This is a genomic window from Laceyella tengchongensis (genome assembly GCF_900182735.1).
Taxonomy (GTDB): domain Bacteria; phylum Bacillota; class Bacilli; order Thermoactinomycetales; family Thermoactinomycetaceae; genus Laceyella; species Laceyella tengchongensis.
Genome location: NZ_FXTU01000002.1, coordinates 305,004 through 330,642 on the forward strand (window position 1 = coordinate 305,004; position 25,639 = coordinate 330,642).

Consider the following 25,639-nt stretch of genomic DNA (forward strand, 5'->3'; position numbering starts at 1 on the left):
TAATCAATTGCCCACAAAAGATGCGTGAACCAAAATTTAAAGATATAATATAAGAAATGCGCCATTTTTCTGTTCAAGGAGGGAATGTGTTATGTTTTTCGGCATTGCTGTTTTTCCACAAAAACACGTACAAGACCTTGTCAATTCCTATAGAAAGCGGTACGACCCGCATTACAGCCTCATTCCACCCCATATCACGTTGCGGGAAAAGTTCGAACTGCCTGATGAAAAAGTGGAAGACGCGGTCCAGAGATTAGAAGAAATCGCCAAGCAAAACAAGCCCTTCACCATCCAGTTCCACAAAGTGAGCCATTTCTATCCTACCAGCCATACCATCTATCTGGCGATCAAAGACAGCAAACCTTTGGAAACGTTGCACAACCAGATCAGTGCTTCGCTGGATCCCATTCCAATGCCTTATGATTACATCCCACATCTCACCATTGGGCAGAAAATGTCGGAAGAAGAGCTACATGATGTGTATGGCACCCTACGGTTGAGACAATTTGAATTGGAATCGAAAATCGACCGTTTCCACCTTATGTACCAGCTGGAAAACGGCTCTTGGAGCATTCATCAAACATTCCTGTTGAAAAAATGATCTGATCCGAAAGGATGTCGTCCTATGGCCGTCACCGTCATCATCGCTCAAACACCGACGGAAAGGGAATGGGCTTTTGCCATTCGCCGCCAGGTGTTCGTGCTAGAGCAAAAAGTACCTGAAACGCGGGAATCAGATGAATATGATGAGCGATCGTTGCATTTTGTGGCGCTTGAGGACGGGCAACCGGTGGGTGCTTGCCGGATGCGGTGGGTTAACCCTAACGTGGCCAAAGCTGAACGGGTCGCTGTGCTACCATCCAAACGCCACAGCGGCGCCGGGCGCCTCTTGATGGAAGCGTTAGAAGCCCAAGCCCGCCAAGAACAGGCCCACGCGATCGTCCTCCACGCCCAAATGCCGGTGATCCCGTTTTATGAGAAGCTGGGCTATCACGTCATGGATGAGCCGTTTGTTGATGCGGGTATCCCGCACGTGTCGATGAAGAAGAAGCTGATTTAAAGCTTGGTCAAAATCCCTTCATCCACCGTGCATGTGCCAAGCATCGCATGGTACATCGAGCCGTGCCGTTCCCCATGAAAATCCGATCCGGCCGTCTCGAAAAGCCCAAATGTTTTTGCCATTTCGGCATACCGCTGTTTGGCTTCATCCGTGTGATCTGGATGGTTCACTTCAATGCCGTCCAATCCATTTTCCACCAACAAAGGAATTAAGTCGTCTTGCTCATACAATCCGGGATGAGCGATGACGGCCTTCCCTTTGCTTTGGTGGATCAATTGGATCGCTTCGATCGGGCTGATGCGCGGCGGCGTTACATAAGCTTGCCCATCCCGCCCTAAATATCGGTCAAACGCTTCATCCATTGATTGTACAATCCCTTTGTCAATCAACACCTCAGCAATATGCGGCCGCCCCACATTGTCAGCTTGGCCCTCCCCTTTCTTCTTGGCCATGACTTCCTCCATGGTCACTTCAATCCCCAACTCATTTAATTTTTCGATCATCATGCGATTGCGCGTCTGTCGCACCTCACGTTGCCGCTTCAACTTTTCAAGTAAAGACGGGTCGCGATAATCGATATGTAATCCCAACATATGAATCTCTTTCCCTTGCCACAACGTGCTGATTTCAACTCCCGGGACTACATGGACACCCCATTCGCGTCCTGCAGATAACGCCTCTTCTATTCCGCTGACCGAGTCGTGGTCAGTGATCGCCAAGCCGGCAAGCCCCACTTCCTTAGCCAATTTCACCACTTCGGAGGGAGAAAATAATCCGTCCGATCCCGTCGAATGTACATGCAAATCTACACGTCCCACGCTTCATTCCTCCTGTCAAACAATGTGTTCATTCTTTCCGACTTGTTGGGCTGATGCGCCACCTTACCCATTTCATTGTACCGCACCATGCGGAAATTTCCCAAAAAAAGAGGATTACATATCTCTTGACGAGGGTAATAAAGCGGTTACAACGGCAAGGAGGGATTTTTATGCAATTGCGCGCCAAAGCGCTGACAAATGTGTGTGCGGCCTATGAGCAAGTGGACAAAATAATGCGAATGCAAGGTTTCTGCCGTTTTCGCTCTCATGCACCCATTTATCGCTTGCATATGAGAGACCTGGCCTCCGGACAAGTCTATCGCCTTTCCCTTCCTACCCGACAAATGAAAACCCGCCATGAAACCACACTCAGCCTCGAGCAACCGACATTAGAGTCGGCGTCCCATTTACGGCGGCATCAGCGCAACCTGTCGATTCCGAATGAGGTAATTATGGCGGCTCAAGAGAAATTAGAAGAAATCGCTTCTTATCTAAAATAGACAAATCGTGAATGTAATGTAAACGAGCACCCGAACCTTTTGGGTGCTCGCTTCACTCAGCGTGATTTCTTCCGTTTTTGAATCTCTTCATTGATCCGCTGGGCCAACTGGTCGGAACTCATGTTGGTGGAAGTCGTATTCTCCGTAATCCCCAACTCTTTTCCCGCTTCGGTCATGACTTCTTTTACCAAGTCCTTTTGGCCCGCTGGGGTGCGCTTCTGTTTCAAACCCAATTCCTTGCCGAACTCTTCGGCGAGCTGGGTCACGTCTTGGCCGTTTTTGCCGCGCGCGTCTTGTTTGATCCCCAGTTCTTTTGCCATTTCATTTATCATCTCTTTGAACTTGTTTTTTGAACGCAAAAAGCCGAACATGCGAAGAGTCCCCCTTTGCTGAGTGTACTGTTAGTATCTCAACAGATGGAGAGGTTCATGCAAAAATAAGGTAGCCCATGCATTGGTTCAGCACGGCTACCTTATCACTTGTGGCCTAACACTTTTAATTGGTTGTCCAATGAAATGATTGGATAAAGCCCATCGATCCGTGTGAAATAACAGCCGGACGGTTCCATTTGCACAGTTCCGTGAACCCAGAAGCGATGCTCACTCCACATGGTGGGCACGCCAAGCAGATTCACTGGCAGCCATTTGTCTTCGATCAATAGCGCCGGACCTGTTGAAGAGAAAGCCAACATCACCATCTGTGTGGAACCAGTTTGCTCGTTGTTGCGATAGTCTGGCTTGACACCATTCTCTTCCATCCATTTTTTAGCTTCAACCGCGACAGGCAACGCACGGATCAACGAGGCATATACCTTTCTGAATGACAGGTACGCATCACTGATGCCTTCCTCTTTCAACCAGCGGAACAGATGCTTCAGGGTGTTGAGGAAGATTTTTGAACCGGGAGCAGTTACTTTGCCTTGATCCAAATACCATACGCTCAAAAAATGGCACAGGACTTCCTCATCCAGCATCGACCAGTCGAACGATTGACCAAAACGCATAGACAAATACTTGTACAACAATTCCAATGAACGGCTATACAAAGTTTGCGTTCCTTTTTGCAATGTGGCCACATGGTTGAAATAAAACTGTTCCAAATGTTGCATCACTCGCAAAGGCAATTCCTCTTCCTTCGGCTCTACGTCCGGCCAAAAAGCCGTCTCCTCCACCATGTGCTCAGTCACAACAGGCGCAGATAACATCCCTTGCTCAACCTCTTCTGTTCGTTTGATAGACCAACCGAAAACCTTCCAACCGTTTTCCCAGGTGGTGTATTCTTGACGTTCTTCTTCTGGATGATTGTATTTCTCAAGCTGCACGAGTATCTCCCCTCTCATCTCATGCGCGAAAGATGTATAAGGGCCAAAGAATTCATATCGTTGACCAACACGAAGCAATCGAGTAAAAACAAGCTTTTCCCTGGGAATCGATTCCCCTTTTTGAATCTGGACTTGCTCTTTCGTTGTCAAGGATGTCAATGTCAGGGTGTGTTCGTCGGTCTGTGAAATTTCGTAGCAGGTAAAGGTTGACTCGCTCATGTTGCGGGCCATACGTTCCTTGTGCGGGGCATTGCGAATGGTAGAGCGCCACACTTCTACCGGTCGCCGGCGGTTTAAACAAGGTGCGTCAAACAGGAGCCAAAAGCGAAAGTAAGTGGCATATTCTTGGGAAATCGGCTGGTCCAAAGGCAACTGCATGAGTTTTTTAAAGCGTTGTGCCCATTCTTTCTGCATCTCAGGTGAGATCCGCCCTGTAAACCAATGTTGCAGATCGACCAAGAGGTCGTGTTTTAAGCGGTTCTCTCTTTCAGCTCTGGCCTTCTCCACTGAATCAAGCGCTACAACTCTCTCACAACATTTCTTATACTTCTTCCCACTGCCGCAGGGGCAAGGTTCATTCCGGCCTACCATACTCACACCTCGGATGCTAGTTTCCTTGCCATTAAGTATATATGAAAGGTTAGGATATGACAAAGAGTTTTTCCATTAAAACCCATCTTACATATCCTTCTCACCTGTCCATTCGCTGGACAATCACACTATCGGGGCGGCAACATGACCCCGGAGTCGATTCATGCTTCTGCTTATCCTAAACGCCATTTTCCCAATGCTTTGTATTCTTGAGTAACTATACCTTTATTTTAACGATTTAAAACGCGCTTTTGAAGAAATTTTTTCCGAGGGATGGAAGAAATGGATAGTTGGATAAAGGGATGATTGAGAGATAAAGGGAGCCACGGAAGATTCTTATTTAATGATTCCATGTCAAAATAAAAAACCCTGCAATGAATTGCTCATCGCAAGGTTTTTTTTCACTCATTTTAAAATCTTGATGGTTACTGTCCGGCGACCCCATTTGAGTGCCTCAGCCCGCGTTTCAAAGAACAGGTCAATGATGTGCCCGTTGACCGCGCCACCCGTATCTTCAGCAACACCGTAGCCGTAGCCCGGTATATACATCTTGGTTCCGAGCGGAATCACGCTGGGATCCACCGCGATGGTGCCCCGCTTGGGGTAGGTGCCGGTCGCCGTGCGGCTTCCGGTATGGGTGTAACCCGTCGCCTCCACTGTTAATGTCTTGGCTGAAGTCAGATCCACATCGTCTTTTTTCGTCATCTCTTTATTCGTGCCAATGCTCACGATTTTGTCGACGGGTTTGATTGTTTGGACAAGTCTTTCCGTCGCTTTAGGCTTACCGTCTTCCGTGACTGGCATGCCGTTTTTGTAGACGAGGAGGACTTCATAAATCTTCTTCCCTTCCTCCCCTTCTTTTTTCACTTCTTTTTTTCCTTCTGCTAATTTATCTGTTTTTACTTCTTTCGTGTTATAAGGGATTTCTTCCACTCTTTTCTGCAGCCTTTGCTCGATGCGATCGACCACGATATTGGTACCGTTCATGATCTTCTTATCCAGCGGCATGTTTAGCTCATCCCACTCGGTCAGAACCACCTTTTTCTCCTGCAAAACCCCTTTTACTGTGGATTGCAAGGTTTCAAAGGTGCCGAGGTCTTTGCCCGCCACACGCAAAGAGACTTTGCACTTGCACTTCAATGTGATCTCGCTGTGTCCTTCGATTTTTTGATCCCAACCGATGCTTGGCTGGTAGCGCTGTTTCAATTCGTCAATCTTATGGCCTTGGCCTTCCAGCGCTTCTGCCAACGTATCGCTTGAGCGTTCAAATTGCAGTGCTTTATCTTGATCGCTGAAAGTAATTTTCACTGTTTGTGAGGAACCGGAACAGCCCGTGAGCAGGATGAAAAACATCGCGAGGCTGGGTAGAAGGAACTTTTTCATCGACATCCTCCTTCTGCAGTAAAGCCTAAACAATGAAGCCATTATAGCAGATGTTTTCTTCCTTATCTATGACTCTAGCAGGATTGTCATAGATTCATCCATTTTAATTGAGATTTATGCCCACGGAGCCCGGCTTATGACCGCTCGCGGCAATTTATTCCACTTCTTCTAGTAGAGCCGCCTGTTTGGGCGCAACCGGAACCTTTCGCGGTTTGGCATGAATTTCTTCCGGTCCATAAATAGAAATGAGCAATCGGCCGTTGCTGGCTTTAGCCACAATCAAAATCGGTTCATTCAGCTGGTTTTGAAACTTAAAATCCGGCCCTCCCCAAGACACTGTAGCATCCCGGCCCCTCGGCACATACGCCACCTGTTTGCTATGCCTTTGCCGCTCCACGATCTTGAGCCCGGCCTTGTCCACGCTGTTGTACAAAGTGGACGAGGTTTGGCAAATCCCACCGCCGACCCCTTCACTGTATTCTCCTTTGACGATGATGCGGGCGAGACGGTAACCCCTGGCCTGCGAGCGCGGCCCGACTGTCTTATTAAACGAAAACACCTCACCGGGCATCAACACTTTATGATCAATCGCTTCTGTCGCCAGATGAATATTGTGCGCACGGTTTCTGTTCCATTCATTGTAATAAGTAAGATAACTCCCGATTTGTTTCTCTTTCAACCGCCGCAGTTTCGCCGCAGTCAGCCTTGGTTTGACTATGTTGACCGGAACCGCGAGCGGTTGGCCCATGACTTCATGGATGCGATCAAACCACGCTTCGATGCGTTGGCGATCCACTTTCAACCCCGCTTGTTCTGGAACAATCCGCCGCTCGTGATAGTAAGCGGAGCGCGCAGGACGGTTCAAGTCTCGTTCGAGAACGCCGGCAATCCACTCCAACGCCAACGTGCGGTTCAATGTGGTGGGATCAATCCCATCAAACCCAATGTCGCGCAAAGGGAAAACCCAGCGTTGGCCCCTATGTTCCAACACCAAGGTGGGAACAAAAGATAAATCGGCATCCACTGCCGCCGGCTCAGGAGAAGACGCGGCCACAACAGGCACAGACGGCATCGAGATCAACAAGGGCACCAAGAGAATTAGCAAAATGACATGCGTTTTCTTGTTCATCGCCGCACTCCCTTTTTTCGCTTAGTGTGCATCAAACCGACCCAGGCTATGACCTTCGCAATCAAGCAGTGATGACGGATCAATAGGTGTGCTAGAGAGCCGGCGAATTGGACGCGCGGTATTCTGGCGTATTCATGTTCATTATTGAACATTTAAGATGTAATTGTATGTTTAATTGTTGAATTTTGTTGTCAAAATTAGTGAAACAGTGTACAAAGTAGTTATGTGAACGTATAATGAAAAAGAAAATGAACAGGTAGGAAGTGATTGGATGGATTCAGTATTCTGGAGTCGCGTACTTACGGAAACGACATTAGCGTTCCATATCATCTGGGCGACCATCGGGGTGGGTGTACCTGTTTTCATCTCCCTTGCCGAATATTGGGGAATCCGCACCAAAGATCCCCACTATATCCTGCTTGCCCGAAGATGGACCCGCGGCTTTGTCATCACGGTGGCTGTCGGTGTGGTGACGGGAACGTGCATCGGGATCATGCTTTCCCTGCTGTGGCCCAAATTCATGCAATTAGCTGGAAACATCATCAGCTTGCCACTCTTTATGGAAACGTTCGCCTTTTTCTTTGAAGCGATTTTCTTGGGCATCTATCTGTACACATGGGATACGTTTAAAAAGCCGATTTACCACTGGCTGACTTCCATTCCCATCATCATCGGCTCAACCATGTCCGCCGTGTTTATCACGATGGTAAACGCTTTCATGAACACGCCAACCGGATTCACCATCGCTGCCGATGGCAAACTGATGGATATCGATCCCATCGCGGCCATGTTAAACCCAGCCACACCGTCTAAAGTGGCCCATGTCGTCTCATCTGCTTATCTGACCAGCGGCTTCTTGTTGGCTGCCATCGCGGCATACCATATCTTGCGCGGCAATAAACACGTCTATTATAAAAAAGCATTGCGGTTAACCATGATCGCCGGTCTCATCTTCTCCTTGCTCACATTTGTGGCCGGAGACATTTCCGGCAAGTTCTTGGCCAAACACCAACCCGCCAAACTGGCCGCCGCCGAATGGCATTTTGAGACGCAATCAGAAGCGCCCCTCTACTTTGGAGGCGTGCTGGATAAGGAAACGAACGAAGTTCGCTACGCCATCAAAATTCCGAATGCCTTAAGCATCCTGGCAGGCAATTCAACCAAAACGGAAGTGATTGGTTTAAACGATATTCCAAAGGAGAACCATCCACCGCTGTACATCCATTATCTCTTCGACATCATGGTGGCGATCGGCGTATACCTGGCACTAGTCTCCGCCGTCTTCCTGTACTGTTGGTGGAGAAAAAAAGGGAGCGAATGGAACAAATGGCTGTTGCGCGCAATTATCCTCGGGGGTCCGCTTTCATTTATCGCCATTGAATGTGGCTGGATATTCGCCGAGGTCGGTCGATTGCCTTGGATTATCACCGGCATCATGCGCGTGGACAAAGCTGCGACCACCTCTGACAGTGTCGCGCTGATGACTATTTTGTTCTCTATCCTGTACCTCATCCTGACCATTGTCGCATTGGTCGTTCTCAATCGCCTCTTCAAAAACCAACCCGCTGAAGCGGAGCTTGAGAACATGCCTTCGCAGGGGAACTAAAGGGGTGAAAGATCATGAAACTAGAAATCATCGGGATTACGGTCCTATGGGTTTTTCTGTACGGGTATCTAATTGTGGCATCGATCGATTTTGGAGCAGGGTTCTTTTCGTACTACAGCATGTTGACCAAAAAAGACCATATCATCAATAACATTATCAGCCGTTATTTGTCGCCGGTCTGGGAAGTTACCAACGTTTTTCTCATCTTTTTTGTCGTCGGATGCGTCGGCTTCTTCCCAGACACCGCTTATTATTATGGCACGGCTTTGTTAATCCCCGGTTCCATCGCGTTGATCCTGTTGACGATCCGCGGCTCCTTTTACGCTTTTGCCAATTACGGCGCCCGCCAGAGCCGCGTGTATATGTTCTTGTATGGCATGACCGGCTTGTTCATTCCCGCTTCGTTGTCCACCGTCTTAACCATTTCGGAAGGTGGATTTATTGAAAAAGTCGGCACGGAAGTGGTTTTCCACGCAGATCGCCTATTGACCAGCCCCTATTCTTGGAGCGTGGTGTTCTTAGCTCTGGTGAGCATTTTGTATATCAGCGCCAGCTTTCTCACATTTTATGCTGATCGGGCTGGAGACACGGCTGCTCGCGAGCTGTTGCGCAAATACACTTTATTCTGGAGCGGCCCTACCATTCTCGCCAGTCTGCTGGTATTTTGGAGCTTGTCCAAACATAATCCGGTTCATTTCGAGAATGCCCTCTCCATTGGCTGGATGTTTGGCGCTTCCTTCCTCTGTTTCTGTGTCGCAGTCTATCTGATGTGGAAGCGCCAGAACTTAGGAATTCAATTTATCTTTGTCATGTTCCAATTTGCTTACGCTTTCTTCGGTTACGGAATGTCACATATGCCTTACCTGTTATATGATTACGTCACCATTTCGAGTGCGCTAACAAACAGCACCATGGGTTGGGCCTTGGTAGGCGCCTTTATCGCCGGTCTATTCTTGCTCATCCCTTCCATCGCACTGTTGATGTGGCTGTTCTTGTTTAACGCCAAATATGTGCGCGGCGAAAAATAATTCCAAAGCCCCCTGGCCACTCACCGGGGGGGCTTTTCGCATGCACATCGAAGATTATGGTTGTTGTCGACACGCTTCCACAAACGCCGAAAACAAGTTGGCAGCATCAGAATCGATGCGCACCATCTCTTCTGGATGCCATTGAACGGCCATCACAAATCGATGCTGTTCGCTTTCAAACGCTTCCACCACGCCATCCCGGGACACCGCACTTACCCGCAAGGGAGCAAGCACTTCCCTGACCGCTTGATGATGGAAGCTGTTAACCTTAGCCACCGATTTGCGATAAATTCGGTGGAGAAGGGTGCCTTCTTCGATGTGGATGGTGTGGGAGGCGTGGTATCGCGGAGCTTGCTGAGCGTGTTGCAACAAGTCGCTCTTTTGTGAGGGAAGATCTTGGAACATCCCGCCGCCCAGAGCAACATTCAGGATTTGGCACCCACGGCAAATGCCCAAGATCGGTTTATCTTGAGAAATGAATTGTTCAATGAGCGCGATCTCCATCTCGTCCCGGTCGGGATCGATCCTCCCCAATCCTGGCAAAGGCTCTTCGTCAAACAATGTGGGGTCGATGTCACCTCCTCCCGACAACAACAGACCGTCCAGTACCCGGCTCATCTCTTTAATCACCTTGTCCGAAGTGGTATACGGGATTAACAGGGGCACACCGCCCGCTTGGATGACTGCGTCGCTGTATGCTCTTGACAGGATCTGTTGCTGTTCGTGTTCCCGAGACATCGTTATCCCAATGATCGGTTTCATTCTCCACACTCCCCAGTCTGGATTCATCATGTTTGCGGACGCATGTTGAACCGAATATTTCCATCTGTCTGAATCATTTGCATGCAGTGTATTCACCTCCATTATAAAAGAGTTCTTCCATATGTTAAGTTAGATATTTAACTCCCCTTCAAGAGAAAGTTCATGTTATTCAAAAAAGCCCCAGGCATCTACCTGAGGCTCCATATATCGCATGTCACTCAATCGTTTACTGTCGCCCGTTCATCAAAGAAGAAACGAATAGCGTAAATCCCCGCCAATCCAACTAAGCTGTAAATCACCCGACTGAATGCGGAAGATTCCCGAATCGTGTCGCCGCCAAATATCGCCGCTACCAAGTCCCACTGAAATAATCCAATCAACAGCCAATTCAACGCTCCGATAATAACCAAGGTTAGGGCAAAACTTCTCATTCCCTGTCCTCCTTTCCATGGCGAGGTCTACTCATAGTATGGCTTAAAGCCATGGAGTTTATAACCATCCCGCCATGACGCAAAAACGCCCCCGCCAGGACGAGATGCCCTGACAGGGGCGCATGAGACGACCCTCACGCCTCCACTTTCTCTTTGGCGTCGGCCGCTTGCTTGCGGTAATACTCTTCAGCGAGTTTGTCAATTTCTTTCTTCAGTTCGGAAACCATGTCTTTTTCAGGGATTTTGCGCACAATCTGGCCGTGTCTAAACAATAGCCCTTCTCCCCGTGCACCGGCGATCCCGATGTCCGCTTCTTTCGCCTCGCCGGGTCCATTGACTGCGCATCCCAGCACGGACACTTTGATCGGCGCTTTGACGGTCGAAATGTATTCTTCAATCTCATTGGCAATGCTAATGAGGTCAATTTCGATCCGGCCGCACGTGGGGCAAGAAATCAACGTAGCAACATTGGCAGCCAAACCAAACGATTTCAACAACTCGCGCGCCACTTTCACTTCTTCCACAGGGTCGGCGCTCAGGCTGATACGAACCGTGTTACCGATGCCCATTGCCAATAAGGCACCCAATCCGGCAGAACTTTTGATCGTGCCGGAGAAAAGCGTACCTGATTCGGTAATTCCCAAATGCAATGGGTAAGGGAACGTTTCCGCCGCTTTTCGGTACGCTTCAATCGCCAAACGCACATCCGACGCCTTCATGGAAATAATGATGTCTTTAAAATCGAGATCTTCCAGAATGCCCACATGATGCTTGGCACTTTCAATCATGCCATCTGCGGTGGGATAACCGTATTTATCCAAAATCCGCTTTTCCAATGAGCCGGCGTTAACTCCAATCCGAATCGGAATACCCCGTTCTTTGGCCGCTTTCACTACCGCTTCCACTTTTTCGCGGCGCCCAATGTTCCCCGGGTTGATGCGGATTTTATCAATGCCGCCTTCAATCGCTTTCAAGGCCAGCTTATAATCAAAATGAATGTCAGCAACAAGCGGAATGTTTATCTCTTTTTTGATATCCGCAATCGCTTCCGCGGCACGCATGTCCGGACAAGCGACACGCACGATTTGACAACCCGCTTCTTCCAAACGCTTGATTTCCGCGACAGTGGCTTTTACATCATGTGTCTTGGTTGTGGTCATGCTTTGGATGACCACTTGGTCGTTTCCACCGATTTGTATGTTTCCGACCTTAACCACTCTTGTTTCCGTACGATGATACATAAAGGATTCTCTCCTTTTTACAACAACATGGCGTCATGTTTCATGATTATCAATTAGGACTTGGAAACTTCAATTACAAAGTATACCACACATATATAAAGAAAAGGAGCATCAACTGCTCCTTCACATAATCTTTCATTTTCAACTTCATTTGCGGTGCGCCAACTCATTCGGCTTCTCTGATGGAACGCTTAGCCATGGTGCGACTTCTTAGCCGCGACCGTTGTTTGTCAACGGCCATCTTCATAGAAAAAGGAATCAATCCAAACCATCTGACCGTCCATGGCACCCTGCTCATCTGTTTTAATTCTTTCCGTTCGTGCTTGGGTGTCTCAACGTACCAAAGCCAGCGTTCCAGCAGATAACAGACCCAATCCTTGAAAGACATATCGCCCCACCTCACCACTAGCATAGCCGATGCCGTCCGCCTTTAAACATGCTCCCGCCATGCACGGGCGATCTCCTCTGCAATATCGCTGATCGCGCGGCCCGTCGTGTCCACCCGCAAATCGGCGAAGCGATAAAAGTCGCGTCGGGCTTGGTAAATAGCGTGTACCCGTGCAGACAGATCACCGCGGAGTAAGGGACGCTCCTCCTCTGTGCGTCGCAGTCGCTCAATGATTTCATGAGGTTCAGCGTCTAGATGAACAACATAAGCCCATTGGGACAAGAGTTGACGATTTTGCTCGCGCAAGACGATCCCTCCACCCGTCGTCAACAGGAGCCTTTGTTCTTCCAAGCAGGCGCGTAGCATCGCCGTTTCCTCCTCTCGAAACCGCTCTTCCCCATAACGGGCGAAAAATTCGGCAACGGAACATCCCCATTTAGCCACCAATTCCTGATCCGTGTCTCTCCACGTCATGTCAAGTAGCTCTGAAACCGCCCGTCCAACCGTGGTCTTCCCCGTCCCCATCATCCCGATCAGTGCCAAATGCCGTTTGTTGTGTTGCATGGTTGCCTCCGTTTTTTATTAACCATGTTACCCAATCCATTTGATAATCGCCAGCGTCTTTTGATCCAGCAAAACGGCAATAGTTTGCCGCACTCCCTGTTCGCCGTGACCGGTCGCTACCACCCGCAAGGTGCCGTCTTCTTTTTCTTCGGTCTGAACGACCACCATCACGCCCCCCACATTGAGTAGCGTCTCCGCCTGGCGCTTTCCCAATGACCGCTCCTGTTGGACTTTGGCAATCCCTGTTTCGGTCGCGTATTTGACCCTCATCCGCTCTTCGTACAGCGTTGCTGCCTTATCAGCGCGCACAGCCATGGTGGCCACAAGAGCTGCAAAGGTGAACAGTAGAGTGGTCACGGCCGTCACTGCTGGCAACGCCATGCCCCGCTCATCGGTCTGCCGCATGGTGAACGCCCATCCTTCCCGCAATGAAGATCTTTATATCCAAATCTGCCAGCCAATTCTGCAATCCCATATCCAATCGAACGCCCCGCCGCTCGGGATGAAACCCCATGTAATACACGTGCCGAAGCACGACCGTCGCCCCTGAAAACCGGTTCGCACCGGCCTCTTTGACTCGCCTGATCACTTGCCGATTGCTCGTCTGGTATCGAACAGCTTTCCCATCGGGATGGATCAGCTCCAGCACTCCGCCTTCCATGGTGGCAATATGTATCGCTTGGGCAATGTCTCGCTCGACCAAGGGCCGGAAAGCCATGTACTCAAGTTGTAATTCCTGCTGCCCGACGAACGTCTTCAGGTTGGTTTCAAACGCATGGGCGATGAAGAACAGGGCCGGCAACAACAGCAACAAAAGCATGAAGGCGATCATGAGTTCCACATAGGTGAAGCCGGCGTCGTCACCGCGCTTCGACAAACCGGTGCGTAACCCAGCGTTTTTTATGGATTTTCCCGCCACGATCCTTTCCCTTCACCTCCACCCACACTTCATACAGACGTGGTTCAATCTCAACCGTCCGCCAATGAACGTGGTAGGGTCCACTTCCCTCTGTCCGACCAGGAAGCCATTCCGCACCCGAACCCGCCAATCCCACGTCGCTCGCCAGACTTTCCATTTTATGTTCCAAGATGCGAACCATCTCCATCTCCATTTGTTGTTCATGAAGTTGCAGATTTAATTCCCGGCACAAGGGAACGGCAAAAGCAGTTAAAACCCCAAACACCAAAAAAGCCATCATCGTCTCGACCAAGGTGAAGCCACGTTCCCGCCAATTCATGGCCCCAACTCCACCTTCGGATGGCCCGAAGCCACATGGACCACGACTTTGCCAATCGGTTTCCCTTCGCGCTTTAACCAGATCGTCCCCCCACGCACTTGTCCGGTATCGCGAAAAATAATCTGATTGCTCGGATAATTGCTGGTGACAGCATATTTAGGCGGAATAAGCAACATTCTTTGGCGCTTAGTACCTTGGCTAACCGTGATTCGCTTGCGAGCGTTATCAAGTATTACCGTCACTTCCCTCTCCCTGCTCTCGGCTTCCGTCTGCGCTAAAGACAGCTCACTGGCCAACGCCCCAAGGAAAAATTGCCGTTCTGTTCGTTCCCCCATGGTTGCGAAAGCGGGATAAGTGATAGAAAACATCCATCCTAACACGATGATAACCATAACCAACTCAATCAGCGTCCATCCCCGTTCCCCGGCCTTCATTTGGCGCATACCACCCTCTGCTCCGCCGTAATGTTTAAAGAGCGTCGTATCTGATATTCGCCACCGAAGGGACATTTTGGAGCGGAACGTAAGTATCCGCGGCGTACCAACTCCTTCACATCACCTGGATATTCTCCATACTCCAGATAATAATTGTCGGCTTGGGCGGCGATCATCTGCCGGTTGGCCCGGTCCGCCTGCCGTTTAGCCTTCTCCCCCGCCACCAGCAAGTTGGGAGACGCAATGGTCAAGATGACGCCGATGATGAACACGACGATTAGCATCTCCATCAAAGTGAAACCCCTCTCATCGAAAAAGCCCCTGCCTTTCATCCTTCCACCTCCTTTAAATCGCCCGCACCAGGTGCAATAATGGCAAAAACATCGCTATGATGATTACGGCAATAAACAAGCCGATGATAAAAATGAACAATGGCTCAGCACTGCGGGTGAACCGCTCCAACCGGTTTTTAATGACCATCCCCGTTCCATGAGACAAATGGAGCAGGATTTGGTCGAGCTTCCCACTTTCCTCACCCAACGCCACCATTTTCACGAGCGACGGTAAAAACAAACCGCGACCGCTTTTGCTAATCGCTTCCGACAGTGAAGCACCGCCCATCACACTGTCCACGATGGCGTCGAGAACCCTATCGAGCACCGGCCACGGCGTCATCTTGCGTAAAGCCTGAAGCGCATCAAGCAACGGAACCCCTGCCTTTAAAAGCGAACCCAATTGGATGGCGAAAAAATGGGTCAGCCGATGTTTCAGCATGCTTCCCACCAGTGGCAAGCAAAACAAGCCTCTAGCCAACCACGCTCGAATCGGTCTGGGAGCGATACGTGTCCCCACACAAGCAGTCAATCCGCCCCCGGCCCACACCGCTACCTCGGGCATCCAAGCCCCTGCGGAAGCATGCACGGAAAACAGCCATGCGGTCAGTCCCGGAAGCGACACGTCCATCATCTGGTACAGTTCGGTGAACCGGGGCAACACGACCCCCAACAGGAACAATAAGGCCAAACTAGCAATCGCCAGCACCAATAGCGGATAGATGAGCGACTTGCCGAGCTCGCGGGTCCAGCGGGCTCTCGTCTCATAGTAAGACTCGCATTGTTTAAAACCATGTGCGTAATCCCCATGTTCTTCGGCCGCCCGGATGAATGAGATGAAAAGAGCTGGGAAAGCCAACTTTTCCAAAGCGATGGACAAGCTGAATCCCTGATTCAACAGATGGATCAGCCGCTTGTAAAACCGCTTGGAGATCAACCGTTGTTCTTTGAGCACATCCAGGCTGGTCAACAACGGGATTCCACTGTCCAGCAAATGGGCCATCTGCTGGCTGTATAACATGTACTGTTCAGCACTCCATTTGTTCTTTCTCCACACCTTCGATCACCCGCATCCATTCTTCATAAGTGGTTCGATTCTGATCTACCAACGCTTTCACCGCTTCTTTGAGCCCCCTCACCCCTTGTTCCCGCAAAAGGGCCCGCATGTCGGCCAACGAGGCGCCCTTAGCAATCAGCTGTTCCAGATCCTCATCCATTCCCATCACTTCAAACGCACCTGTTCGCCCATGATATCCCGTGTGTTGGCAGACAGAACACCGCTTGCCACCGCATTGGTCACAAACCAGGCGCACCAACCGTTGCGCGATCACCCCCGACAACGCAGCTGCGACCCGGTACGGTGCGATGCCCATGTCAACCAGGCGGGTGACCGCCCGAATGGCGTCAGATGTGTGTAGCGAAGAGAGCACCAGATGACCTGATAGCGCCGCGCCTATCGCAATATTGGCCGTTTCTTCATCCCGGATCTCCCCGATCATGATGATGTCAGGGTCTTGGCGCAACACCGACCGCAACCCCCGAGCAAAGGTCAAACCTGCTTTAGGGCGGATTTGGACTTGATTAACTCCTTGTAGCTTCAATTCAATGGGGTCCTCCAATGTGACGATATTGGCCTCTGTCCGGTTTAATGCTTGAATCATGGCGTACAAGGTGGTCGTTTTGCCTGATCCAGTTGGCCCCGACACAATGACGAGTCCGCTTCCCCGCCGCAAGAGAAGCTCCGTTCTGTCCCGTTCTGCGGGTGGCATTCCCAAATCATCCAGCTGATAGGCTTGTTGCTCGGTTTTGAGCAATCGTAACACCACTTTTTCGCCATGGGCCGTCGGCAAAGTAGACACACGGACATCTAGGCGAACGTCCTGTTCCTCCCACCGCATCGCTCCATCCTGGGGCATCCGCTTCTCTCCGATGTCCAGTTGGCTGGTGATTTTAATGTGGGAGATAAGGGCATTGGCAAATGCTTTGGCTATCTGATCCGTCTCAAGCAAAAATCCATCGATGCGTTGTCGAATCCGCACATGCGTTGCCTGCGGCTCAATATGAATGTCACTCGCCCGTTGTTTGCTCGCTTTAGTCAATAACTGATTGATGAACTGCATGACATCGTGTTTCTTCCCCACCATCCCATCTCTCCATTTCATCCAGGCAAATTTGGAGTCAATTTGACATTTTCTCCCTTAATATGAAAAATCCTGCCTTTTTTCACCAACAACAGAACGTCTATTCGTTCCATTTCAAAAAATAAGAATAAAAAAATTCATGGATGGTGCATGACATCGGCCCCTTCGGCATACAATAATGATGCCGGCGATGGGGAATAGCCAAGTGGTAAGGCAACGGACTTTGACTCCGTGATGCGTAGGTTCGAATCCTACTTCCCCAGCCAAAAAAAGTGGTTGACCCATATGGGACAACCACTTTTTTCATTCTACACTTACAAATAAAGAATGGCTCCCCAAGATGGAAGCCATTCTTCACAGACTATGCCGTTTTATGTTTGCCCATGTTTTTTTTGAGCGTATACCCGATCAAGACGACCAAAACCGCCAGCACGATCGGAATCCCGATGCTCCAGCCTTCCTGCCCTTCCAGCAATGTTTTGGAAACATAAGGGTCTTCCACGATCAAACTACCAGCTGTATAACCCAGTATGGCTGATCCGACATACATCAACCATGGAATGCGGTTCATCACCTTTGCCACCAATCCGCTACCCCACATGATGATTGGTATGCTAAGAGCCAGTCCAAACAGCACCAAGAATACGTTCCCATGCGCGCTGGCGGCTACGGCGACCACATTGTCAAGGCTCATCACTACATCGGCAATGATGATCGTTTTGATAGCCGAAGCCAAGGTGGTACCCACGGAAACATGAGGGCCTTCATCTTCTTCCAGCAATAGCTTGAGGGCGATCCACAACAGCAACAACCCGCCAATCGTCATCAACAACGGGATTTCCAACAGATATGTGGCAACGGCGGTCAAGGTTGCCCGCAACAGAATCGCCGCCCCCGCCCCAAAGAGAATCGCTTTCTTCCGTTGCTGCTCTGGCAGATTCCGCGCAGCCATGCCGATGACTACCGCATTGTCGCCGCTTAAAATAAGGTCCAAGATAATGATGTTGAAAAAACCAACCCAAAATTTCAAATCCATAAACCCAATCGCTTCCATTGTTCAGCCCCTCATCTAGCAGTAATCTGCAAATCCATCCACCCCGAATCCTCATCCCCCAACCCGGGACGAAACACGGATACTCACAAATGAACGATTCACACCGGCAGGCCGGCACTTGCCCCGGTCAAAGGGCGCCGGGAGGCTTGTCACCCTATCCTTATGATAAAAAGGGTCGCGCGATGACAGGAAGGCGTACAACCGTAAGTAGCCTGCTTCCCAGCACTTTAGCCTGCGATCGTTCAGAAATAAGAGAGTTCCTCATCCGGCTGTTCCGGAACTAAATCAATCACTTCGACGCCATCAACCGCTTCTTGGATCAACCGCTCCAAGTCCAACTTCGCTTCTTGCGCACGGGCCACTTCTTTATCCGGTTTGGTTTTGGGCGCTTTGGGCAAGAAGACGGTACAACAGTCTTCATAAGGCAAAATCGATGTTTCATAAGTGCCGATGCGCTTGGCGATATTCATGATCTCATGTTTGTCCATTCCGATCACCGGGCGCAAAATCGGCATCCGGGTTACATCATTAATTGCATTCATGCTCTCAAGCGTCTGACTGGCCACTTGGCCCAAGCTCTCCCCAGTCACCAGCGCCAACGCCCCATTGCGCTTAGCCACCTCTTCGGATATCCGTAGCATGATGCGCCGCATGACGGTGATCGAGTACGACTCAAAACAGTGTTTGTTGATTTCCGTTTGGATTTCGGTAAAAGGCACCACATGTAACTTGATGCGGCCGCCGTAACGCGTAAGCGTCTGCGCCAAGTCAATCACTTTTTGTTTGGCCCGTTCGCTGGTAAACGGATAACTGTGAAAATGGATCGCATGCAATTCAGCGCCGCGTTTCAGCGCCAAGTAGCCTGCGACAGGGCTGTCAATCCCGCCGGATAAGAGCAACATCACGCGCCCACTCACACCGACAGGCAAGCCTCCTGGCCCGTTGATGTCATTGCCGTAAACGTAAGAATATTTACCACGTACTTCGACATGAACGGTCAGCTCCGGATTGTGCACATCTACTTTGAGCTGCGGAAACATCCCCAACAGATAGCCACCCAACCGATGATTCATCTCTTGCGAGCCGATGGGGAACGTTTTGTTGGCCCGTTTGCTGTTCACTTTGAACGTGCGGACGGCATCGCGTTGTGACTCAACCAACTCCCGCACGGCCCCTTTAATTTCTTCCCAATCAGAGGCGACACGAATCGCCGGGCTGATGCCTACCAAGCCAAACACTTGAGACACTTCTTCCAAAATAGGCTCGACAGCTTGTTCCCCAAACTCAATAAAAATGCGCCCATGGGTTTTGTTCACTTGAACGCCTGGAAACCGTCTCACTTTGTCACGGATATTTTTTACCAGGCGGTCTTCAAATTCCGCTTTGTTTTTGCCTTTTAAGGCCAGCTCACCATATCGCACCAAAATGCAGTTTCTTTTCATCTCTTACGCACCTTTATCACTTGTTGTAATGATGGAATCACTTTTAGCAAGGCATCCGCCGCATGGCGCACCTCTTCCTCCGTCGTCATCAAGCCCATGCTGATGCGTATGGAGCCCACCGCTGCTTCATCCTCCAAGCCAATCGCTTTGAGCACCCGACTGGGCACCTCTTTTTTGGATGAACACGCCGATTTGCTGGAAACGACCACTCCCTCTTGCTCCAATGCATGCACGATGACCTCTGATTTCAGTCCGGGGAAAGAGAGACTCAATATGTAGGGAGCCCCACCGTTACCGGTCACATCACCATTGACGCGAACCCCCTTGATTTCAGCGGTTATGCGCTGAATCAGCCACTCCTTCCATGCACGGCACCTTTCCATAAAGGCATCCCTTTGTTTGCCTGCGAGCGCAGTCGCTTTAGCCAAACCGACGATGCCGGGCAGATTTTGCGTGCCCGATCGCAAGGCTTGCTCTTGTCCACCGCCGGCAAGAAGGGGAGTCAATTGTAGATTTTTCCGCTTATATAAACAGCCGATCCCTTTCGGCCCGTGAAATTTATGCCCTGACACCGATAATAGATCAATCCCCCATTGTTCAGGATAAATGGGAAACTTGGCAAACGATTGGACAGCATCCACATGAAACAAAACTTTGGGATAACGCCTCAACCGTTTCCCAATCTCACTGATTGGCTGGACGGTTCCGATTTCGTTGTTGACGTGCATGACAGAAACAAGCACAGTGTCTTCTGTTATGGATTGTTCCACCAACTCAGGGCTGACGCGGCCCAAATGGTCAACAGGGAGCATGCTGATCCGCCATCCCCGCTGTTCCAGCTGTTTGCATGTATCATAGACTGAAGGGTGCTCCAACTCGGTGGTGATGATGTGCTTGCCCCGGTGCTGATACGCTTCGGCCACTCCCTTGATCGCCATATTATTTGCTTCGGTTCCGCCCGAGGTGAAAATGATTTCCTGCGGACTGGCAGCGAGCTCTTGAGCTATGATTTTACGGGCTTGCTCCATCAACCGTTCCGCTTTGACCCCCAGCCCATGCAGAGAAGACGGATTTCCGTACACATTGGCCATCACATCTGCCATCACCTTGATCACGTCGGCGTCCGTTTGCGTCGTCGCACTGTTGTCCAAATAGATCATCGCACAACCCTCCTTTCATTCTCCTCACTTCTATAACTTCACCATTCTAACATAAAACAAAACACCTGACATGACAGTCAGGTGTGAGCTTATTGACAAATCAGTCTCATGTTGACGGTTTTCTTCCCACTAGGGCGTTTCTGATCAATAGGCCAGGGGCTCCAAAACCCTTTTCTCATTCGCTACACTTGTTTATCAGCGCTCCTCGAGAAAAGGGTTTTCCGGTGCTTCTTCCCCACCAACTTGATTTGCCAGACGCACCCTAGCATACCTTCCTTACCTTCCGGCGGTGTTCTCTCCTCCGCTTCGAACACTTGACGCGCGCACGATCAGTTCAGAAGGGAGCAGAATTTCTTTTTTCATCCCCGCCTTGGCCGGATTTTCCAACGTGTCGATTAACAGCTCCATCGCCTCAATCCCCAATTCGTATGCCAATATTCTGACGCTGGTCATCGGGGGGCGTACAAACGAAAGGAGCGGAGAGTCGTTGAAACCAACCACACCCAATTGTTCAGGTACCCGGTAATGGCTTGTCTCAGCGTATTTGAGCGCGCCCAGCGCCAACAAATCGTCCGCCGCTAGCACAGCGTCAAAGGCAATCCCTCTTTCTTTTGCTTCCAAAAGCGCCCGGTACCCACCTTCGATCGAAAACTCTGCTTCAAGCGCATGGGATTCATCATATGCGCGTTGCCATTCGTAACATGCTTGCTTGTAACCGGCCAGGCGATCTTGCGTCACCACAAGGCGGCGGTCTCCGCCAAGAAACAAGACCCGTTCATAGCCTTGTTCAAACAGGTGGGCCGTCGCCGTTCGTGCCGCTTGTACATTGTCATTGTTGACCGACAGCACCGGCTTTTCCGCACTTCGTCCGATGAGCACAAACGGAATCTGTTCTTCTGCCAAGGCGTCAATCAAGCGGTCTTTCATCCGGGAGGTAGAAACAATTAACCCATCGACACGCCGCTCTTTGATCAAGCGCATACATTTTTCCCGTTCCTCCTCCGCGGAAGGATTAATCGACAGCAAAATATTGTAGTCAAGCGCTTGGGCAACCGTAGACATCCCTCTCATCACTTCTGAAAAAAAAGGGTTGGCAAAAGCTTCATCCGCTTGCCTGGCAACCGTAAAACCGATGGTACGCGTATGGCTTCTGGCCAAACTTCTAGCAATAGCATTGGGAACATAATTCAACTCCTCCATCGCCTGTTGCACACGCAGCTTCGTTTGAAGGCTGATCCGGTTGCTTCCCGCGATCACACGGGAAACGGTTGAAGGGGAAACAGCCGCCCGTCTTGCAACATCTTTGATTGTAACCATAAAAGCGCTCCTTCACCCATCATTGTTCACCTTCATTATACTCCAGTTACCCGCACATTTTCTGGTTAAACAGCGATAAACCAGCTTGCAAGCGATCGAAAAGGTTTTTACCGTGGGCATCCAGGCTGCTGCCCGATCTCAAAATACAGGTGCCAATGCTTTTGGCAACCCGGATTAAACGGTCGACCACACGACGGACAAGCCCCTGCGGCTGAAAGGTAGTCCCGTATGGACAGCTCTTGTTTGCAACTGCCACAAAAAACCGCTTTTTGATCCCACTCATCCGGTTTCCAGGTTCTGACCAAATGGCTTTCCGCCTCTTGATGGCATTTGATGCACGGATAATAACGACCGCAACACGCGAAACGGATCGCGATGATATCCCGCTCGCTGCGATAGTGGACGCATCGGGTTTCTTCGTCGACAACGGCTCCGTGAATAAACACCCCGCCCACTAGATCATCTCCCTTCTGAGAACGAAAAAGGGCCAGCCCAACAGGGCGGCCCAACTCCAAGATATAAAATGGCTTTCAGCCCGCGGTCCGGCCCAAAGAGGCAACCCATCGCGCTGGGTGTAGCGTCACAGATGGCAAGAATCCATGCCACGCTTTTGCAGATAGCGCTGATGGTATTCTTCAGCCCGCCAAAAAGTTGTAGCCGGCTCCACTTGGGTGACGATCGGGTTTTTAAAGCGGCCCGAGCGATCCAACTCTTGCTTGGAAGCCTCCGCGAGTTTCTTTTGCGTTTCATCATGATAAAAAATGACAGATCGGTACTGAGTGCCCACATCGGGGCCTTGGCGGTTGAGAGTGGTTGGGTTGTGGTTGTTCCAGAACACGTCCAGCAGATCTGCATACGTGATTTGTTCCGGATCAAACTCGACTTGCACCACTTCTGCGTGTCCTGTTTTGTCTGTGCACACTTCTTCATAAGTGGGGTTTTCTTTCGTTCCGCCCATATAACCGACGGCGGTGTTCAAAACTCCCGGTAGTTTGCGGAACGTTTCTTCTACTCCCCAGAAACATCCTGCACCAAATGTCGCCAATGCCATATCCATACCCTCCACTCATTTTCTTCCATCGTGAAGCAAGGTTAATTCTCCGGTTTCCGGATGGATCACCAATCCGTGCACAAGCACATCTTTGGGCAACAGAGGATGGTTTTGGATCATTTTAACACTTTCCATCACGCCTGTCTCCACATCTTTGCACCCGCACAGCCATGTGCCTACATCCACCCCAGCTTCGCTCAAGCGGGTAAGATCGGCGTCCGTGATTCCGCGTTCGGTCAGTTCCTCCAACACCGTTTCCGCAGTCAGACCGACCATGCCGCAATCATGATGGCCGACAACCATGATCTCCTGAGCCTCTAACTTCGTGACAGCCACCAACACGCTACGCATGATGCTACCATATGGCTGACAAATCAGCGCACCGGCGGTTTTCAACACTTTGGCATCCCCGTTTTTGAGATTGAGCGCCCGAGGAAGCAATTCCACCAACCGCGTGTCCATGCAAGTGACGACCAACAGCTTCTTGAGGGGATAACGGTTTGCTTTATATGGATCATAGGCTTTATTCTCCACAAATTCACGATTGTGTTGCAAAATGTTTTCCAATTGGCTCATCAGAATCCCCCCAGTTCATTGCCAAAAATCCTTCATATTCATCCATGCGCGGCTCGGGTATACTGTTAAAAAACACGCACAAAGGAGTTCGATTCGTTGCATGAATTCGACGAAACGCATGTTGCTCTATAACATTTTTGGCTGGTTTTTTCTCATTCTCGGCGTGCTTGGATTATTCCTTCCGTTTTTGCAGGGTATCCTCTTCCTTTTGATTGGGCTTTATCTCTTGTCAAAAAGCTCCCCTTGGGCCAAGCGATGGCTGGAACGCTTGAAATCGCGTTACCCCAAGCTGTCGGCCACATTCGACTCTTGGATTCATCGAGTGGAAGGCTGGATCATTCCTCCCAACAAGAAAAAACGCAATTGGGGTGCAAATTCCCCCGACCAAGAATGAAAGCTGTTGCCATCCCCTTTTCCCACTTCACGCGCGACAGCGCTCCTTGAGAAGAACGTTTCTGCTAGCCGATTTTTGAAATGTTTTGCTGGGCGCCGGCGCATCCCATCCTGCGCAATTCGCAGAGTAGGCGCCGGTTTAGTGATGATCGTCTACACTTCCGCATCACCAAAGGCAACTTCCCATCACAGGGAAGTTTTTATTTTTTGACGCGGCACACGCCTAAGCCGTCCCCGATGGTCAGGATGATGGATTCCAACCGCGGATCTTCGGCAAGTTGTCGGTTGAACCGACGAATCGTCACTGGAGAAGGCCCTTGGTAGGATTCATCAAAGATCCGGCCATTTTGGAAAAGATTATCGGCAGCAATCACCGCGCCGGGCGAAGCCAATGTAATCGCTTGTTCCAGGTAGTGCGGATAGTTAGGCTTATCAGCATCGAGAAAGAAAAAATCAAATTTCTCTTGCTTGTCAACCAGCGTGGCCAAACTCTCTGTGGCATCACCCACCATAATCGTGACGCGATCTGCCAACCCCGCTTTGGTCACATTCTCCCTCGCGAATGCCGCATGCTCCTCCTTCAATTCCAGCGAAACCACTTGCCCGTCCGCAGGCAGTGCACGCGCCAGCCAGATCGTACTGTATCCGCCCAGCGCTCCAATTTCCAACACACGTTTGGCTCCCGATAAACTGGCCAACAGATATAGGGTTTTGCCTACTTCCGGCGGCACCGATATTTGCGGCATACCCCGCTCATCCAAACCGGGTGCGATGCTTTTAAGCACTTCATCTTCTTGGGCGAATAGCGAACGAACATATTCTTGTTCCCGCAAGCAACTTCTCCCCTTTATTGAATTGGTGATCCTACAAATTAATTTTAGCGTTAAATAAAAAGAAAAGATACCTTTGCAGGCATCTCTTCTCCTAAAAAATGTGGAGCGGATGACGGGAATCGAACCCGCGCTGCTAGCTTGGGAAGCTAGAGTTCTACCATTGAACTACATCCGCGTGTTAATATGTTCGCTGACAATTTATATTTTAACAGAGAACCAATCTGTTGGCAAGCACAAAAAGCCCCCAAAACGGGAGCTTTTTGGGGGAGCTTAAAATATCAGCCGAAATGGCAAAACGATCAAGGAAACAATCACCGCGATGATGCCGACCGCAACCGCCCAGATTCCCCAACTGCTCCCACGGCGTGCCGCGATCGCACCGATGATAATTCCCGCTGGTGCGAGAAGGAACGGCAACATAAAAAAGGAGAGCACTGCTAAAATAAGCGCGGTAATTCCCAGTCCCACCCCGCTGTTCTCTGTATCCGCATCTTCTCCCTCATTACGTTCCTTGTTTTTGGTACGAATGGGAATGCCCGCAGGAGTCGGTGAAAACTCTGCCGCCACTTCCTCATCATGATCCAATTTGGACACTCGTTCTTCCTCGTCTGTATGATGATTTGGTCTGTCAGCCATCTTACCCCTCCTTTCTCGCTTTCCTGCAGTTAGTATGCTCCGTTTTCCTCGGGCTCTACCTGTTAATAAACCCCATTCGAAAAAAGCAAAAAGCCCGCGGGAATACCACGCGGGCTTTTTATTTTCCAGGGAAACCCGGAACAGGCTTATTTGCAAGTTGTTTTTTGATTGCTTACGGTGGCTGCAACCCTCAACACAGGTTAACGTGCA

At 50.2% G+C, this 25,639-nt stretch carries 32 protein-coding genes and 2 tRNA genes; 7 read left to right on the forward strand and 27 right to left on the reverse strand.

Annotated elements, in window-relative coordinates:
• Positions 1–91 precede the first annotated feature (91 nt).
• A complete protein-coding gene (locus QQZ12_RS05015) occupies positions 92–601 on the forward strand; it encodes a 2'-5' RNA ligase family protein (protein WP_102992906.1) in 510 nt (169 codons plus the stop codon).
• 24 nt (positions 602–625) lie between these two features.
• Positions 626–1,060 carry a GNAT family N-acetyltransferase gene (locus QQZ12_RS05020; RefSeq protein WP_102992907.1) on the forward strand — a complete coding sequence of 145 codons (435 nt, stop codon included), beginning with the start codon at positions 626–628 and terminating at the stop codon, positions 1,058–1,060.
• Here QQZ12_RS05020 and QQZ12_RS05025 read toward each other — a convergent pair.
• Positions 1,057–1,878: a PHP domain-containing protein gene (locus QQZ12_RS05025; RefSeq protein WP_102992908.1), complete on the reverse strand. Its 822-nt coding sequence runs from the start codon at positions 1,876–1,878 to the stop codon at positions 1,057–1,059. The genes QQZ12_RS05020 and QQZ12_RS05025 overlap by 4 nt on opposite strands.
• 170 nt (positions 1,879–2,048) lie before the next feature.
• Between QQZ12_RS05025 and QQZ12_RS05030 the strand changes: the two genes are divergently transcribed.
• Positions 2,049–2,378 (forward strand): hypothetical protein, encoded by a 330-nt coding sequence (locus QQZ12_RS05030; protein WP_284724046.1) that lies wholly within the window; start codon positions 2,049–2,051, stop codon positions 2,376–2,378.
• Positions 2,379–2,434: 56 nt separating this feature from the next.
• Here the strand turns inward: QQZ12_RS05030 and QQZ12_RS05035 are convergent, their stop codons facing one another.
• The 4 genes from QQZ12_RS05035 to QQZ12_RS05050 form a co-directional block, all read right to left on the reverse strand.
• Entirely contained in the window at positions 2,435–2,749 is a 315-nt protein-coding gene (locus QQZ12_RS05035; RefSeq protein WP_102992910.1) for a hypothetical protein, read from the reverse strand.
• Between the two features lie 104 nt (positions 2,750–2,853).
• Complete coding sequence (locus QQZ12_RS05040) at positions 2,854–4,290, reverse strand: YecA family protein (protein WP_284724047.1); 1,437 nt, start codon at positions 4,288–4,290, stop codon at positions 2,854–2,856.
• A gap of 405 nt (positions 4,291–4,695) precedes the next feature.
• A complete protein-coding gene (locus QQZ12_RS05045) occupies positions 4,696–5,673 on the reverse strand; it encodes a 3D domain-containing protein (protein ID WP_284724048.1) in 978 nt (325 codons plus the stop codon).
• A 154-nt stretch (positions 5,674–5,827) separates the two neighbouring features.
• A complete protein-coding gene (locus tag QQZ12_RS05050; RefSeq protein ID WP_102992912.1) occupies positions 5,828–6,802 on the reverse strand; it encodes a VanW family protein in 975 nt (324 codons plus the stop codon).
• 271 nt (positions 6,803–7,073) lie between these two features.
• On the opposite strand from QQZ12_RS05050, the gene QQZ12_RS05055 reads away from it, so the two are divergent.
• Together QQZ12_RS05055 and QQZ12_RS05060 are read left to right on the forward strand one after the other, a co-directional pair.
• Positions 7,074–8,408, forward strand: coding sequence for a cytochrome ubiquinol oxidase subunit I (locus QQZ12_RS05055; RefSeq protein WP_102992913.1), 1,335 nt, complete (start codon positions 7,074–7,076; stop codon positions 8,406–8,408).
• Positions 8,409–8,422: 14 nt separating this feature from the next.
• On the forward strand, positions 8,423–9,436 hold the full coding sequence (locus QQZ12_RS05060) for a cytochrome d ubiquinol oxidase subunit II (RefSeq protein ID WP_102992914.1): 1,014 nt from the start codon (positions 8,423–8,425) through the stop codon (positions 9,434–9,436).
• A 54-nt stretch (positions 9,437–9,490) separates the two neighbouring features.
• On the opposite strand, the gene QQZ12_RS05065 is transcribed toward QQZ12_RS05060, so the two are convergent.
• From QQZ12_RS05065 to QQZ12_RS05120, 12 genes are all read right to left on the reverse strand, one after another.
• A complete protein-coding gene (locus QQZ12_RS05065) occupies positions 9,491–10,198 on the reverse strand; it encodes a gamma-glutamyl-gamma-aminobutyrate hydrolase family protein (RefSeq protein ID WP_102992915.1) in 708 nt (235 codons plus the stop codon).
• Positions 10,199–10,416: 218 nt separating this feature from the next.
• On the reverse strand, positions 10,417–10,629 hold the full coding sequence (locus tag QQZ12_RS05070) for a DUF378 domain-containing protein (RefSeq protein ID WP_102992916.1): 213 nt from the start codon (positions 10,627–10,629) through the stop codon (positions 10,417–10,419).
• Between the two features lie 134 nt (positions 10,630–10,763).
• Positions 10,764–11,870 carry a flavodoxin-dependent (E)-4-hydroxy-3-methylbut-2-enyl-diphosphate synthase gene (gene ispG, locus QQZ12_RS05075; protein WP_154987810.1) on the reverse strand — a complete coding sequence of 369 codons (1,107 nt, stop codon included), beginning with the start codon at positions 11,868–11,870 and terminating at the stop codon, positions 10,764–10,766.
• 166 nt (positions 11,871–12,036) lie between these two features.
• Entirely contained in the window at positions 12,037–12,258 is a 222-nt protein-coding gene (locus tag QQZ12_RS05080; RefSeq protein ID WP_181352750.1) for a YqzE family protein, read from the reverse strand.
• A gap of 42 nt (positions 12,259–12,300) precedes the next feature.
• A complete protein-coding gene (locus QQZ12_RS05085; RefSeq protein ID WP_106341430.1) occupies positions 12,301–12,822 on the reverse strand; it encodes a shikimate kinase in 522 nt (173 codons plus the stop codon).
• Positions 12,823–12,849: 27 nt separating this feature from the next.
• Positions 12,850–13,227: a hypothetical protein gene (locus tag QQZ12_RS05090; RefSeq protein WP_106341431.1), complete on the reverse strand. Its 378-nt coding sequence runs from the start codon at positions 13,225–13,227 to the stop codon at positions 12,850–12,852.
• Entirely contained in the window at positions 13,211–13,741 is a 531-nt protein-coding gene (locus tag QQZ12_RS05095) for a hypothetical protein (protein ID WP_181352751.1), read from the reverse strand. Before QQZ12_RS05095 ends, QQZ12_RS05090 begins: the two co-directional genes overlap by 17 nt.
• On the reverse strand, positions 13,683–14,060 hold the full coding sequence (locus QQZ12_RS05100) for a type II secretion system protein (protein WP_284724049.1): 378 nt from the start codon (positions 14,058–14,060) through the stop codon (positions 13,683–13,685). The genes QQZ12_RS05095 and QQZ12_RS05100 overlap by 59 nt, the downstream gene beginning before the upstream one ends.
• A complete protein-coding gene (locus tag QQZ12_RS05105) occupies positions 14,057–14,503 on the reverse strand; it encodes a hypothetical protein (RefSeq protein WP_123827463.1) in 447 nt (148 codons plus the stop codon). The genes QQZ12_RS05100 and QQZ12_RS05105 overlap by 4 nt, the downstream gene beginning before the upstream one ends.
• Positions 14,491–14,826 (reverse strand): competence type IV pilus major pilin ComGC, encoded by a 336-nt coding sequence (locus tag QQZ12_RS05110; protein WP_102992924.1) that lies wholly within the window; start codon positions 14,824–14,826, stop codon positions 14,491–14,493. The genes QQZ12_RS05105 and QQZ12_RS05110 overlap by 13 nt, the downstream gene beginning before the upstream one ends.
• 13 nt (positions 14,827–14,839) lie before the next feature.
• A complete protein-coding gene (locus tag QQZ12_RS05115) occupies positions 14,840–15,883 on the reverse strand; it encodes a type II secretion system F family protein (protein WP_123827464.1) in 1,044 nt (347 codons plus the stop codon).
• A complete protein-coding gene (locus tag QQZ12_RS05120; RefSeq protein WP_181352753.1) occupies positions 15,855–16,967 on the reverse strand; it encodes a GspE/PulE family protein in 1,113 nt (370 codons plus the stop codon). The genes QQZ12_RS05115 and QQZ12_RS05120 overlap by 29 nt, the downstream gene beginning before the upstream one ends.
• Before the next feature lie 191 nt (positions 16,968–17,158).
• Here QQZ12_RS05120 and QQZ12_RS05125 point away from each other — a divergent pair.
• Positions 17,159–17,233: transfer RNA gene (locus tag QQZ12_RS05125), tRNA-Gln, on the forward strand.
• A 95-nt stretch (positions 17,234–17,328) separates the two neighbouring features.
• Here the strand turns inward: QQZ12_RS05125 and QQZ12_RS05130 are convergent.
• The 7 genes from QQZ12_RS05130 to QQZ12_RS05160 form a co-directional block, all read right to left on the reverse strand.
• Complete coding sequence (locus QQZ12_RS05130) at positions 17,329–18,021, reverse strand: TerC family protein (RefSeq protein WP_223247957.1); 693 nt, start codon at positions 18,019–18,021, stop codon at positions 17,329–17,331.
• A 242-nt stretch (positions 18,022–18,263) separates the two neighbouring features.
• The gene (gene thiI / locus QQZ12_RS05135) at positions 18,264–19,463 is read right to left on the reverse strand and encodes a tRNA uracil 4-sulfurtransferase ThiI (protein ID WP_106341435.1); all 1,200 of its coding nucleotides are present in this window, start codon (positions 19,461–19,463) and stop codon (positions 18,264–18,266) included.
• Positions 19,460–20,623: a cysteine desulfurase family protein gene (locus tag QQZ12_RS05140; protein ID WP_102992928.1), complete on the reverse strand. Its 1,164-nt coding sequence runs from the start codon at positions 20,621–20,623 to the stop codon at positions 19,460–19,462. The genes thiI and QQZ12_RS05140 overlap by 4 nt, the downstream gene beginning before the upstream one ends.
• A gap of 276 nt (positions 20,624–20,899) precedes the next feature.
• Entirely contained in the window at positions 20,900–21,940 is a 1,041-nt protein-coding gene (locus QQZ12_RS05145) for a LacI family DNA-binding transcriptional regulator (RefSeq protein ID WP_284724050.1), read from the reverse strand.
• A gap of 107 nt (positions 21,941–22,047) precedes the next feature.
• Positions 22,048–22,395 (reverse strand): CHY zinc finger protein, encoded by a 348-nt coding sequence (locus tag QQZ12_RS05150; protein WP_431606297.1) that lies wholly within the window; start codon positions 22,393–22,395, stop codon positions 22,048–22,050.
• Positions 22,396–22,520: 125 nt separating this feature from the next.
• Positions 22,521–22,991 carry a peptide-methionine (S)-S-oxide reductase MsrA gene (gene msrA / locus QQZ12_RS05155; protein ID WP_154987893.1) on the reverse strand — a complete coding sequence of 157 codons (471 nt, stop codon included), beginning with the start codon at positions 22,989–22,991 and terminating at the stop codon, positions 22,521–22,523.
• Positions 22,992–23,006: 15 nt separating this feature from the next.
• Complete coding sequence (locus QQZ12_RS05160; protein WP_102992931.1) at positions 23,007–23,567, reverse strand: beta-class carbonic anhydrase; 561 nt, start codon at positions 23,565–23,567, stop codon at positions 23,007–23,009.
• Between the two features lie 100 nt (positions 23,568–23,667).
• Between QQZ12_RS05160 and QQZ12_RS05165 the strand changes: the two genes are divergently transcribed.
• The gene (locus QQZ12_RS05165) at positions 23,668–23,961 is read left to right on the forward strand and encodes a PGPGW domain-containing protein (RefSeq protein ID WP_154987892.1); all 294 of its coding nucleotides are present in this window, start codon (positions 23,668–23,670) and stop codon (positions 23,959–23,961) included.
• A gap of 199 nt (positions 23,962–24,160) precedes the next feature.
• On the opposite strand, the gene QQZ12_RS05170 is transcribed toward QQZ12_RS05165, so the two are convergent.
• From QQZ12_RS05170 to QQZ12_RS05180, 3 genes are all read right to left on the reverse strand, one after another.
• A complete protein-coding gene (locus tag QQZ12_RS05170; protein WP_284724051.1) occupies positions 24,161–24,793 on the reverse strand; it encodes an O-methyltransferase in 633 nt (210 codons plus the stop codon).
• A gap of 101 nt (positions 24,794–24,894) precedes the next feature.
• Positions 24,895–24,968: transfer RNA gene (locus QQZ12_RS05175), tRNA-Gly, on the reverse strand.
• A gap of 95 nt (positions 24,969–25,063) precedes the next feature.
• Complete coding sequence (locus tag QQZ12_RS05180) at positions 25,064–25,429, reverse strand: hypothetical protein (protein WP_102992933.1); 366 nt, start codon at positions 25,427–25,429, stop codon at positions 25,064–25,066.
• Between the last annotated feature and the right edge of the window lie 210 nt (positions 25,430–25,639).